This is a genomic window from Mesorhizobium sp. M1E.F.Ca.ET.063.01.1.1 (genome assembly GCF_003998155.1).
In the GTDB taxonomy this organism is placed as follows: Bacteria; Pseudomonadota; Alphaproteobacteria; order Rhizobiales; family Rhizobiaceae; genus Mesorhizobium.
Genome location: NZ_RZSC01000104.1, coordinates 1 through 12,547 on the forward strand (window position 1 = coordinate 1; position 12,547 = coordinate 12,547).

Below are 12,547 nucleotides of genomic sequence, written 5' to 3' on the forward strand. Positions count from 1 at the left end.
CGTCGGCGCCAGCGAGGCCGGCCTATGAGCCGGTTACGCCGCATCTTCCGCACGCCGGAAGCGGTTGCCGGCGCGGCAATCCTCGCCTTGCTCGTCGCCATGGCGCTGGCGGCGCCGCTACTTTTCCCGCGCGATCCGCAGGCGATCGCCGGTCCGGCGCTGCTGCCGCCGTTCCAGGACTGGTCGCTGCCGCTCGGCACCGACCGGCTGGGCCGCGACGTGCTGGCCGAGCTGTTTCACGGCGCCCGCACCTCGCTGGCCGTCGGCTTGGCGGCCACCGCCGCGGCGCTGCTCATCGGAGCTGTGATCGGCACGCTGGCTGGCTTTGCCGGAGGCCTCGTCGACGAAGTGCTGATGCGTGTCACCGACGCCTTCCAGACCGTGCCGAGCTTTCTTCTCGCGCTGGCTCTCGTCAGCATCGTCGGCCCCTCGCTCGGCGTCGTCGTGGCCGCTATCGCGCTCGGCGCTTGGACCGGCCCTGCTCGCGTTGCGCGCGCGGATGTGCTGTCGATCCGCGAGCGCGATTATGTCGCCGGCGCCCGCGTCATCGGCATGCATCCGTTGGAAATTGCCTTTCGCGAGGTGCTGCCCAACGCCTTGCCGCCGGTGTTGGCGCTGTCCTCGGTGATCGTCGCCGCGGCGATCCTCACCGAGGCCGCGCTTTCCTTCCTCGGCCTCGGCGACCCCAACCGCGTCACGTGGGGCGGCATGATCGCCGAGGGCCGAGCGGTGCTGCGCACCGCGCCTTTTCTGTCGATCATTCCGGGCGTGGCACTCGTGCTGACCGTGCTCGGCGTCTATCTCGCCGGAGAAGGCGTGGTCGAAAGCACCGCGGTACGCAGGAGCCTGTCATGACGGCGCTGCCGTCGATCCGCGATCTGACGGTGCGCTACCGTCGCGACAACATCGAGGTGGCGGCGCTGAACGGCATCAGCCTCGATGTTGAAGCAGGCGAGCGGCTGGCGATCATCGGTGAAAGCGGTTCGGGCAAAAGCACGCTGGCGCTGGCGGTGGCGGGGTTGCTGGCGAGGTCAGCCCTTGTGGGCGGAGCGATCGAATGGCCAACAAGCCGATTACAGAGGCCTCGTTCCTTCGCACCCCCCTCTGTCCTGCCGAACATCTCCCCCGCAAGGGGGGAGATTGGCAGTTCCACTGCCGGCCCTCTCGCTGCGACGCAGGAGATTGGCGAAGGCGGAGATGACGACCTAATCTCCCCCCTTGCGGGGGATATGCCCGGTAGGGCAGAGGGGGGTGTGACGGAACGCCGATTATCCGCGATTGGCGATAACAACATCCCCCTCCTCGGCCGCGACATCGGCTTCGTCTTCCAGGACCCCGCCTCCAGCCTCGACCCCGTCATGCCGATCGGCAAGCAGATCGCGGAAGTTGCGCATACCCATCTCGGCCTGACCTGGCCTGAAGCCTATGCCAAGGCCAAAACCCTGCTCGAACGCGTCCGCCTCCCCGACCCAGAATCCGCGCTGCGCGCCTATCCGCACCAGCTTTCCGGCGGCCAGAAGCAGCGCGTGGCGATCGCGGCGGCAATCGCGGCCGGACCGAAACTGCTCATCGCCGACGAGGCGACCAGCGCGCTCGACACCATCGTGCAGGCCGAGATCGTCGCCTTGATCCGCCAATTGGTGGCGGAGGACGGCATGACGCTGCTCTTCATCAGCCACGACATTGCGCTCGCAGCCACGCTTGCCGAGCGCATCGCGGTGCTGCGCCGTGGCGAATTGGTGGAGTTCGGCGAGACTCGCCAGACTATCGAAGCGCCGCGCCATGCCTACACCCGCGCGCTGCTCGATGCCCATCTCGGCCTCGACGCCGAGCCGCTGCTTGACCGGCAGGGCGCTTCGGCATGAGCGTGCTGGCCGTCTCCAATCTCACCAAACGCTATCGGCGCGGCGGCAAGCCTTTTGCGGCGGTCGACGACGTTTCCTTCGAGATCGGGCCGGGCGAGACGCTCGCGCTCGCCGGTCCGTCGGGCAGCGGCAAGTCGACCATCGCGCGGCTGGTGCTGCGGCTGATCGAGCCTGACGCCGGGCGTATCGAGTTCGAAGGCGCGGACTTCCTTTCGCTCTCAAGCGGTGCGCTGCGCGCTCGCCGCGCCCGTCTGCAAATGGTGTTCCAGGATCCGCACGCCGCCTTCAACCCGCGCGCCACGGTGGCGCGCGTGCTGGATGATCCCCTGCGCATCCACGGCATCGCCTCGCGCGCCGAGCGCCCTCGCCGCATCGCCGCGCTTCTGGAGCGCGTCGGTCTGGACGCCGGCCTCGCCAGACGCGCCATCCACGAGATTTCCGGCGGACAGCGGCAGCGCGTGGCGATCGCCCGCGCCATCGCCACGCGGCCATCGCTCATCGTGCTGGACGAAGCGGTATCGGCGCTCGACGTATCGGTGCGCGGGCAGATCCTGGAATTGCTGCTCGACCTGCAAAGACAGGAACGGATCGCCTATCTCTTCATTTCGCACGACCTCGGCGTCATCCGCGCCGTCGCACATCGCGTCGTCATCCTCGATGCCGGCCGGGTTGCCGAGAGCGGCGATGCCCGCACCGTGATCGCGTCGCCGCAATCGGCGATCGGCAAGGCGCTGGTGGCGGCAACGCCGAGACTAGACGGGACCCGACCATGATCCCGCAAAGTGGGACCCGGTTTGCGGACAAGATCATGGTCAAGCAGTAAATCAGGACGCATCATGACCGACCCCGCAACCAGAGCCGAAAAACTGTCGCGTGAGCTCGATTCCGCCTTCCGCAACCGGGCCGATCTCTATCGCCTCTTCCTGGATGAGCTGACCACCGAGCTAGGCGCTGAGAAGGCCGAGGCGGTCATGATCCGCACCATCGAAAAGCGCGGCCGGGAGGTCGCTGCGACGGCCTTCGCCGGCTTCGGCCCCAACGACGCGCTGGCGATCGGCGAGGCGTTCCTCGCCGTAAGCCCGGATGGCGGTCGCATGTACCCGACCCATGTCGAGCACGGACCGGACCACATCGCCTTCAAGGTGAAGCGCTGCCCGCTGAAAGATGCCTGGGTCGAGGCCGGTGTCGGCGAGGAAAAGCTCGCCACGCTCTGCCGCATCGCCGGCGCCTTCGACCGCGGCCTGTTCGAAGCGACCGGCGTGCGCTTCGCCAACGTCACCTGGACGCCAGGCCACGGCTCCGGTTGCTGCCACATCGCGCTGACCAACCGGGACACAGTCTAACCATTCGGCTGCAGCGCCGTGCGGGCGATCTTCCACGCGGACTCGACATGCCGCCGCGCCGCCGCTTCGGCCTCCTCGGGCTTGCGCGCCCTGATCGCATTCATGATCGCGTTCATTTCGGCGATCGCCGGCTCGCGCCGGTTCGCCGAGGCGATCGTCATCGAGCGCAGCTGGTTGATGCGCACGTTGAGCCCGCTCACGATCTCCCAGGCGACGCGCTTGTCCGCGGCTTCAAACAGCGCTTCGTAGAACTTCGTCGTCGCGCGCATCACCGCCGGCGGCTTGCCCGAGGCCCAGGCTTCGAAGAGCTCGCTGAGAGCATGCTCCAGTATCGCTAGTTGCCCATTGGTTGCCGACAGCGCGCAGGCGCGCGCCGCGATCCCTTCGAGAAGAGCCCTGAGCTCGTAGATCTCGTCAGTGCGGCCGAGATCCGGCCGCGCCACCGCCGGCCCGTGTCCGGGGATCATCTGCACGAGTCCCTCGGCCTCCAATTGCCGCAAGACCTCGCGCACGACTGAGCGGCTGACGCCGAGCTGGTCGCAAAGCGGCCGCTCGACCAGCCTTTCGCCGGGCTGGAAATGAAAATCCATTATGGCCTCGCGCATGCGCTCGAGAGCCAATGTTCTCAAGGTCTTGGCGCTGCGATCGATGCGAAGGGTGTCGTCCTGCATGTGCTTGCTCCCTGCGTCGCCACAAAAACAGATTCCATGGCCGGTTGACAAGGTATTTGGTGCTCCATAGTATGGTATACCATAAGACACAGAAGGTGACGCTATTCCGCAGCGCCGCTCGACAGAGGTTTCCATGCAGCCGGCCATTCGCAAGATCGTCACCTACACCGAAAACACGCTGATCGAAGGCGGCAAGGCGGCGCCCAGGCCGCTGCGCCTGATCGGCGTCGCCGCAGTGCTGACGAACCCCTGGGCAGGACGCGGCTTCACCGAGGATCTTTCGCCCGAAATCCGCGCCTGTGCGCCGGTGCTGGGAGAGACCCTGACCCGTGAGATCCTTGCCGTCGCCGGCTCGGGCGAGGCGATCGAGGGCTACGGCAAGGCCGCCATCTGCGGCACGTCGGGTGAGATCGAGCACGCCTCGGCCCTGATCCACACGCTGCATTTCGGCAACCACTATCGCCGCACCGTCGGCGCCAAGACCTATCTTGCCTTCACCAATCTGCGCGGCGGGCCGAACACGCCGATCATGATCCCGCTGATGGACAAGAATGACGAAGGCCGGCGCTCGCACTATCTGACCGTGCATTTCCAGATAGGCGACGCGCCGGCGCCGGACGAGCTGGTGGTAGCGCTTGGCGCGTCCATCGGCGGCCGTCCGCATCACCGCATCGGCGATCGCTATCAGGATCTCAAGGAAGTGGGCGACCTGCATGGCTGACGCCGTCGCAGCTGAGTGGACTGAGGGTACCGCGCCCGACGGCACCAGCTTCATCCGCGCCGGATCGGGCGCGCCGGTGCTCTTCATTCACGGCGTCGGCATGAACGCGGCGATCTGGCGGCCGCAGATCGAGCGGATGGCGGATCGCTGGGACGTCATCGCCATCGATATGCTTGGTCATGGCCGCTCGCCGTTGCCGCCGCAGACACCGGAACTGGCCGACTATGCTGGGCAGGCGATCCGGCTGCTCGATCATCTCGGCTTAAAAAGCGTGTCGGTCGTCGGCCACTCCATGGGCGCGCTCGTCGCGCAGGAGCTTGCTCTGCTCGCGCCGGAGCGCGTCGGCCGCATCGTCTCGCTCAACGCCGTGTTCCGCCGGCCGCCTGAACTCGCCGATGCCGTTCGCGAGCGCGCCGCCGCGCTCACCGGTCGCGGCGACGCGGCAGGCGCTGCGCAGACCATCGCGCGCTGGTTTGGCGATCCGGTTCCGGCCGGACTCACCGCGGCGGCCGAGAAGACGGCGGCGGCGCTGGGCGAGGTCGACCCCGAAGGCTATGCCCGCACCTACCGCCTATTCGCCCGTGCCGATGCCGACCACGCCGAGCGCCTGCCGACGCTGGCCGTGCCGGCCCTGTTCATCACCGGCTCGGAAGACAAAAACTCCTCGCCGGCGATGTCGGCCGCCATGGCCAGGCTCGCGCCGCATGGCCGCTGCACCGTGCTGCCTGGTGAAAGGCATATGATGGCGGTGGCGGCGCCTGATCTGACCACACGCCACATCGCCGACTTCCTTCAGGAACGCGAAGTCGCGGAGGCGGTCACCGATTTCGACAGTGGCGAGTTCCGGCGCGCGCTCGGCTCCTTCCTGACCGGCGTCACCATCGTCACCACCATCGGTCTGGAAGGCGAGCCGCGCGGCTTCACCGCCAACTCCTTCACCTCGGTATCGCTCGATCCGCCGCTGGTGCTCGTCTGCATCGCCCATAAGGCGCTGGGGCACCCGGTGTTCGCGACCTCGAAGAGCTTCGCCATCAATATCTTGAACGAGGGCCAGAAAGCGGCCTCCGGCATCTTCGCCTCGAAAGCGCCGGACAAGTTCGCCTCGGTCGACTGGCGCCCGGGACAGACCGGCAGCCCCATTCTGGACGGCTCGGTCGCCTGCTTCGACTGTGACATGGAGCGGCTGGTCGACGCGGGGGATCATTCGATCCTCATCGGCCGTGTCCGCGATTTCCAGCACAATTCCGCGCAGCCCCTCGGCTATTGCCGCGGCGCCTACATCACGCCCGGCCTCAGCCAGGAGGCGCTCGCCGCCGCCCAGCCCGGCACCGATGTCGGCGCCATCCTCGAGAATGGCGGCCGCATCCTGTTTCTCGAAACGGCGGATGGCTTCCTTGACCTGCCGCGTGGCCGGGGCCTTGGCTCGGCAAGCGACGGCAAGAGCCTCAACGGACTTCTTGCCGCAAAGGCCATCGAGGCCCATCTCGGCTTCCTGTACGCCGTCTGGGACGATGCAGGCAACGCTTCGCGCACCCATGTCTACTATCGTGGCACGTTCGATGTGCCGGCGTCGAGCGATCGCGGCATTCGGCTGATCGACATCGACGCGATCGACGGGTTGAAGATCGCCGACCCGGCGATTCGCTCGATGCTGGCCCGTTATGTGCGCGAATGCACTGAAGATGCATTCGGCGTCTATGTCGGCAACGAACTCGAAGGCGAAGTGCGGCCGCTCGCTCGGGCCGAAGTCGCTTCGCTCAATCCAGGTGACCAGGGATGAAGTTCTCGCTCTTCGTGCATATGGAACGCTCGGATCTCGCCAAGCCGCATTCGGAGCTGCTGGACGAGCTGGGAGAGCTGGTGCTGCTCGCCGAAGAGGCCGGTTTCGAGACGGCCTGGATCGGCGAGCATCACGGGATGGAATTCACCATCTCGCCCAATCCGTTCATCAACATCGCCTATCTGGCGGCCAAAACGAACCGCATCCGCCTCGGCACCGGAACCATCATCGCGCCCTTCTGGCACCCCATCAAGCTTGCGGGCGAGGCGGCCATGACCGACCTCGTCACCGGCGGCAGGTTGGATGTCGGCATCGCGCGCGGCGCTTACAGCTACGAATATCAGCGCGTCTTCCCGGGGCTCGATGCCTGGGGCGCCGGCCAGCGCATGCGCGAGATCATACCCGCAATCCGCGGCCTCTGGGACGGCGACTACGAGCACGCCGGCGAGTTCTGGCAGTTCCCGCCGACCACCTCCTCGCCCAAGCCCTTGCAGAAACCCTACCCACCGATCTGGGTGGCTGCCCGCGACCCGAACTCGCACGACTTTGCCGTCGCCAACAGATGCAAGGTGCAGGTGACGCCGCTGGCCTCCGGCGACGACGAGGTCGCAAGCCTGATGCAGCGCTTCAACGCCGCCTGCGCCGCGCATCCGGACATCGAACGGCCGGAGATCATGCTTTTGATGCACACATTCGTCGCCGAGAATGCGGCCGACGCCGATCGGCTCAGCCAGGATCTATCGACCTTCTACTGTCAGTTCGGCGCCTGGTTCCAGAACAAGAAGCCGGTGCATCAGGGCATATTGGAGCCGCTGACCGCCGACGAGATTGCCGCCATGCCGCAATACGCGCCGGACAAGATGCGCCAGAACCTGGTGATCGGCGAGGCGGATGAGGTGATCGGCCGGCTGAAGGCCTACGAGACGCTCGGCTACGACCAGTACTCGATCTGGATCGACAGCGGCCTTTCGCACGAGCGCAAGAAGAAATCTCTGCAACTGTTCATCGACCGGGTGATGCCGGCCTTTATCTGATCGCGAGCCTCCATGACCGACGCTCTTTTCAGGAACTTCATCGACGGCCGCTTCGACGAGCCGTCCGCGACCTTCGACAGCATCGATCCGTCGACCGGCGCGCCTTGGGCGAAGATGCCGGCGGCGACCGAAGTCGACGTCGACCGCGCCGTCGAGGCGGCGCACCGCGCGCTGCGCTCCGGACCTTGGGCGTCGATGACGGCAACCGCGCGTGGCAAGCTGCTGGTGAAACTCGGCGATCTCGTCGCCGCCAATGCCGGGCGCCTGGCCGAGCTGGAGACGCGCGACACCGGCAAGATCATCCGCGAGACCCGCGCCCAGATCGCTTATGTCGGCGACTACTACCGCTACTATGGTGGGCTCGCCGACAAGCACGAAGGCGCGCATGTGCCGATCGACAAGGCGGATCTCGACGTCACCATCCGCCGCGAGCCGATCGGCGTCGTTGCCGCGGTGGTGCCGTGGAACTCGCAGCTCTTCCTCTCGGCGGTCAAGCTCGGTCCGGCGCTGGCCGCCGGCTGCACGGTGGTGCTCAAAGCCTCCGAGGACGGCCCGGCGCCGCTGCTCGCCTTTGCCGAGTTGGTCAGCGAAGCCGGCTTTCCAGCCGGCGCTGTCAACATCCTCACCGGCTTCGGCCAGGAATGCGGGCGGCGCCTGACCAGCCATCCGCTGGTCTCGCGCGTCGCCTTCACCGGCGGCCCGTCGACGGCGCGCGCCATCGTCAGGAACACGGCGGAGAACCTCGCCTTTACGACGCTTGAGCTTGGCGGCAAAAGCCCCGTCGTCGTCTTCGCCGACGCCGATCTCGACAGCGCCGCCAATGCGGTCGTCGCCGGTATCTTCGCCGCGACCGGGCAGAGCTGCGTCGCCGGCTCGCGGCTGCTCATCGAGCGTTCGGTGAGGCAGGAGTTCCTCGGTCGGCTGAAGCAAAAAGCCGAAGCGATCCGCATCGGCGACCCACAGGATCCGGCCACCGAAATGGGGCCTTTAGCCACGCTGCGCCAGCGCGACTGGATCGAGAAGGTCGTGGCCGAGAGCCTCGCCGCGGGCGGCACGCTCGTGACCGGAGGCAAGCGCCCGGACATCGGCGCGGGCTTCTACTACGCGCCGACCATCATCGATGCCGGCGACATCAACCTGCCCTGCGTGCGCGAGGAACTGTTCGGCCCGGTGCTCAGCGTGCTTGCCTTCGACACCGAGGCCGAGGCGCTCGCGCTCGCCAATGACACGCCCTTCGGCCTCGCCTCCGGCGTCTTCACCTCCAATCTCGGCAAGGCGCACCGCATGGCGCGCGACATCCATGCCGGCGTCGTCTGGGTTAACACGTACCGGGCGGTCTCGCCGCTCGTGCCCTTCGGCGGCTACGGCCTGTCGGGCCTCGGCCGCGAAGGCGGGCTGGACGCCATCCGCGATTACACGCGCTCGAAATCGGTCTGGATCAAGACCTCGGACGAGCCGATCCCTGATCCCTTCGTCATGCGCTGAGAACGGCATGACGAGGATGCACTGACAAGAACAAGAAACGGAACAGAGAAATCAGAGGAGAATGACATGAAACTGATCTTAGCCGGCGTTCTCGCCGGACTGCTGGCGGCAACCGCCGCCAAGGCCGACGAAATGGTGTTCACCAGTTGGGGCGGCACCACGCAGGAGGCGCAGACCAAGTCCTGGGCGGAGCCGTTCGCGGCCTCGTCCGGCATCAAGGTGCTGCAGGACGGCCCGACCGACTACGGCAAGCTGAAGGCCATGGTCGACGCCAAGAACGTCACCTGGGACGTCGTCGACGTCGAGATGGACTTCGCCATCAAGGCGGCGAAGGACGGATTGCTCGAGCCGATCGACTTCGCCGCCGTGCCGAAGGCCGATCTCGACCCGCGCTTCAGCAACGAGCACGCCGTCGGCAGCTTCTACTATTCCTTCGTTCTCGCCTGGAACAAGGGCACCGTTTCGGGCGAACCGACGGGCTGGGCCGACATGTTCGACACCAAGAAGTTTCCCGGCAAACGAACCTTCTACAAATGGTCGGCGCCGGGCGTGATCGAGATCGCGCTGCTCGCCGACGGCGTGCCCGCCGACAAGCTCTACCCGCTCGACCTCGACCGCGCCTTCAAGAAGCTCGACACCATCAAGTCGGACATCGTCTGGTGGGGTGGTGGCGCCGAGTCGCAGCAGCTCATCGCTTCGGGCGAGGCTGCCTTCGGCCAGCTCTGGAACGGACGTGTCTTCGCGCTGGAGAAGGACGGCGCCGATGTCGGCGTCTCCTGGAACCAGAACCTCACCGCCGCTGACGTTCTCGTCGTCCCGAAGGGCGCCAAGAACAAGGACAGCGCCATGAAGTTCCTCGCCGCCGCCACCAGCCCGACCGGCCAGGCGAAGTTCGCCGAAGCGAGCGGCTACGCGCCGATCAACACCAAGGCCAAGGCCGAGATGGCCGCGGACGTGGTCAAGGGCCTGCCCGACGCCCATGTCGACGGCCAGATCAATCTCGACATGAACTACTGGGCCGAGCATCGCGACGAGATCGCCACGCGCTGGTACGCCTGGCAGACCAAGTAGCCGCCATGACAAGAGCGGGGCGCGGCAACAGCGCCCCGCTTGAAAGACGGGACGTTTCCATGACGGGAACTGCTTTCAGACGCCAATCCTTTGCCGGCCTGCCGGCCGGCAGCGGCGGCGCCTTGCCGGCCCTGACGCTGGTCGGCCTGTTCTTCATCGTGCCGGTGGTCGCCTTGCTGCTGCGCAGCGTCACTGAGCCTGAGCCCGGGCTGCAGAACTACGCCGCCCTTTTCGGCAGCGGCACCTATGTACGGGTGTTCCTCAACACTTTTCTCGTCGCCGCCGTCGTTACGATCGTTACTATCGTCGTGGCGTTTCCTGTCGCATGGATGCTGGCGATCATGCCGCCGGCGCTCGGCTCGGTCGTCTTCGGCATCATCATCCTCTCGATGTGGACCAATCTGCTGACCCGAACCTATGCCTGGATGGTGCTGCTGCAGCGTACCGGCGTGATCAACCGTGCCTTGATGAGCCTCGGCATCATCCATGAGCCGTTGCCGCTCATCAACAATCTGACCGGCGTCACCATCGGCATGGTCTACATCATGCTGCCCTTCATGATCCTGCCGCTGGTCGGCACGCTGCGCGCCATCGACCCGATGACGCTGCGCGCCGCAGCCCTTTGCGGCGCAAGCCCTCTCCAGGCCTTCCGCCGCATCCTGCTGCCGCTGTCGCTGCCCGGCATCGCCGCCGGCGGGCTGATGGTCTTCGTCATGTCGCTCGGCTATTTCGTGACGCCTGCGCTGCTCGGCGGCACGTCGAACATGATGCTCGCCGAGATGATCGCCCAGACGGTGCAGTCGCTGCTCAACTGGGGGCTGGGCAGCGCGACCGCCTTCGTGCTGCTTGTCGTCACCATGGCGCTCTATGCGATCCAGCTTCGCCTCGTCGGCGCCCGACGTCTGGCCGGAGGGCTCTGAGATGCTGCTCGATTACGACCGGCTTGGATGGCTGCGCGCAGCACTTGCCGGCTTCACCGCGCTGGTCGCCGCTTTCCTCCTGCTGCCGGTGGTCTTCATCGTCCTTTTGTCGTTCGGCTCGTCGCGCTGGCTGGCCTTCCCGCCGCCCGGCTGGACGCTGAAATGGTACCAGGAATTGCTGGCCGACCCGGCCTGGATCGACGCGGCGCTGACCAGCGCGCGCATCGCTGCGATGGCCGCAATCTTGTCGGTGCTGATCGGCTTGCTTGCATCCTTCAGCCTGGTCAGGGGCGAGTTTCCCGGGCGGCAATTGCTGCGCGGATTGCTGCTGACACCGATGGTGCTGCCGGTCGTGGTCTTCGCCATCGCCATCTACGCCTTCTTCCTGCGCATCGGCCTTGCCGGCACCACGATCGGCTTTGTCATCGCCCACACCATCCTGGCGCTGCCCTTCGCCATCATTCCGATCGCAACCGCGCTCGAAGGCTTCGACAAATCCATCGAGGACGCGGCGATCGTCTGCGGCGCCAGCCCGCTGCATGCGAGGCTGAGGATCACGCTGCCCTCGATCCGCATCGGCATCTTCTCGGCCGCGATCTTTTCCTTCCTCGCCTCGTGGGACGAGGTGGTGGTGGCGATCTTCATGGCAAGCCCCACCTTGCACACCTTGCCGGTCAAGATATGGTGCAGCCTGCGCGCCGACCTCAGCCCGGTCGTCGCCGCCGCCTCCAGCCTGCTCGTCGGCCTCACCTTATGCCTGATGATCGTGACCGCACTCCTTCGCAGAAAACTGTCCAGATGACCCGGCCATTCCTCTCCATACGCGCGGTGAGAAAGACGTTCGGCGGCTTCGTCGCCGTCCATGACGTCACCATCGACGTGCCCAAGGGCGAATTCCTGACGTTCCTGGGACCCTCGGGTTCCGGCAAGTCGACGACGCTCTATGCGATCGCCGGTTTCCAGGACCCGACCTCCGGCGACGTGCTGCTTGAAGACAAGTCACTGCTCGCAGTGCCTTCCCACAAACGCAACATCGGCATGGTCTTCCAGCGCTACACGCTGTTCCCGCATCTGAGCGTTGCCGAGAATGTGGCGTTTCCGCTGCGCGTGCGCCGCAGGCCGGACAGCGAGGTGAAGCGCAAGGTCGCCGACATGCTCGCGCTGGTGCGCCTCGACAGTTTCGCCGACCGCTATCCGGGCGCGCTGTCGGGTGGCCAGCAGCAGCGCGTGGCGCTTGCCCGCGCGCTCGCCTACGATCCGCCGATCCTTCTGATGGACGAGCCGCTGTCGGCGCTCGACAAGAAGCTGCGCCAGGAAATCCAGGCCGAGATCCGCCGCATCCACCACGAGACAGGCGTCACCATCCTCTATGTCACGCACGACCAGGAGGAGGCTCTGCATCTTTCCGATCGGATCGCCCTGTTCAGGAGCGGACGCATCGCGCAGATCGGCACCGGCGAGGACCTCTATCTGAGGCCCGCGAACGAATTCGTCGCCGGCTTCATCGGCAATTCCAATTTCTTGGCCGTCGAGCATCTCGAAACCGAGAATGGCGCTGCCGTGGTGCGGCTGTCCGATGGCTCGATCGTCAAGGGTGTGAAAGCGACCCACAAGCTCGACCGCGGTCAGAAGGCCAGGCTGATGGTGCGGCCGGAAG

13 protein-coding genes are annotated in these 12,547 nt (G+C 66.3%); 12 read left to right on the forward strand and 1 reads right to left on the reverse strand.

Going from position 1 to position 12,547, the window contains the following annotated elements; genetic code table 11:
* Positions 1 to 24: 24 nt before the first annotated feature.
* The 4 genes from EOA29_RS10910 (at position 25) to EOA29_RS10925 (ending at position 3,208) form a co-directional block, all read left to right on the forward strand.
* On the forward strand, positions 25 to 855 hold the full coding sequence (locus EOA29_RS10910) for an ABC transporter permease (protein WP_127220888.1): 831 nt from the start codon (positions 25 to 27) through the stop codon (positions 853 to 855).
* Entirely contained in the window at positions 852 to 1,865 is a 1,014-nt protein-coding gene (locus EOA29_RS10915; protein WP_127220889.1) for an ABC transporter ATP-binding protein, read from the forward strand. Before EOA29_RS10910 ends, EOA29_RS10915 begins: the two co-directional genes overlap by 4 nt.
* Positions 1,862 to 2,638, forward strand: coding sequence for an ATP-binding cassette domain-containing protein (locus tag EOA29_RS10920; protein ID WP_126091839.1), 777 nt, complete (start codon positions 1,862 to 1,864; stop codon positions 2,636 to 2,638). The genes EOA29_RS10915 and EOA29_RS10920 overlap by 4 nt, the downstream gene beginning before the upstream one ends.
* A gap of 63 nt (positions 2,639 to 2,701) precedes the next feature.
* On the forward strand, positions 2,702 to 3,208 hold the full coding sequence (locus EOA29_RS10925) for an L-2-amino-thiazoline-4-carboxylic acid hydrolase (protein WP_126091838.1): 507 nt from the start codon (positions 2,702 to 2,704) through the stop codon (positions 3,206 to 3,208).
* Here the strand turns inward: EOA29_RS10925 and EOA29_RS10930 are convergent.
* Positions 3,205 to 3,879: a GntR family transcriptional regulator gene (locus EOA29_RS10930; protein ID WP_126091837.1), complete on the reverse strand. Its 675-nt coding sequence runs from the start codon at positions 3,877 to 3,879 to the stop codon at positions 3,205 to 3,207. The two genes, EOA29_RS10925 and EOA29_RS10930, sit on opposite strands and share 4 nt — an antisense overlap.
* Before the next feature lie 133 nt (positions 3,880 to 4,012).
* On the opposite strand from EOA29_RS10930, the gene EOA29_RS10935 reads away from it, so the two are divergent.
* The 8 genes from EOA29_RS10935 to EOA29_RS10970 all read left to right on the forward strand — a co-directional run.
* Complete coding sequence (locus tag EOA29_RS10935; protein ID WP_126091836.1) at positions 4,013 to 4,600, forward strand: amino acid synthesis family protein; 588 nt, start codon at positions 4,013 to 4,015, stop codon at positions 4,598 to 4,600.
* Positions 4,593 to 6,380 (forward strand): alpha/beta fold hydrolase, encoded by a 1,788-nt coding sequence (locus EOA29_RS10940; RefSeq protein WP_126091835.1) that lies wholly within the window; start codon positions 4,593 to 4,595, stop codon positions 6,378 to 6,380. Before EOA29_RS10935 ends, EOA29_RS10940 begins: the two co-directional genes overlap by 8 nt.
* The gene (locus EOA29_RS10945) at positions 6,377 to 7,414 is read left to right on the forward strand and encodes an LLM class flavin-dependent oxidoreductase (protein ID WP_126091834.1); all 1,038 of its coding nucleotides are present in this window, start codon (positions 6,377 to 6,379) and stop codon (positions 7,412 to 7,414) included. The genes EOA29_RS10940 and EOA29_RS10945 overlap by 4 nt, the downstream gene beginning before the upstream one ends.
* A 12-nt stretch (positions 7,415 to 7,426) precedes the next feature.
* Positions 7,427 to 8,899 (forward strand): aldehyde dehydrogenase, encoded by a 1,473-nt coding sequence (locus tag EOA29_RS10950; protein WP_126091833.1) that lies wholly within the window; start codon positions 7,427 to 7,429, stop codon positions 8,897 to 8,899.
* A 66-nt stretch (positions 8,900 to 8,965) separates the two neighbouring features.
* Positions 8,966 to 9,970, forward strand: a complete 1,005-nt coding sequence (locus EOA29_RS10955; protein ID WP_126091832.1) for an ABC transporter substrate-binding protein — start codon at positions 8,966 to 8,968, stop codon at positions 9,968 to 9,970.
* A gap of 59 nt (positions 9,971 to 10,029) precedes the next feature.
* A complete protein-coding gene (locus tag EOA29_RS10960) occupies positions 10,030 to 10,890 on the forward strand; it encodes an ABC transporter permease (RefSeq protein WP_126091831.1) in 861 nt (286 codons plus the stop codon).
* A 1-nt stretch (position 10,891) separates the two neighbouring features.
* On the forward strand, positions 10,892 to 11,692 hold the full coding sequence (locus EOA29_RS10965; protein WP_126091830.1) for an ABC transporter permease: 801 nt from the start codon (positions 10,892 to 10,894) through the stop codon (positions 11,690 to 11,692).
* A partial coding sequence (locus tag EOA29_RS10970) for an ABC transporter ATP-binding protein (RefSeq protein WP_145969657.1) occupies positions 11,689 to 12,547 on the forward strand: 859 nt, incomplete at its 3' end. The genes EOA29_RS10965 and EOA29_RS10970, both read left to right, overlap by 4 nt.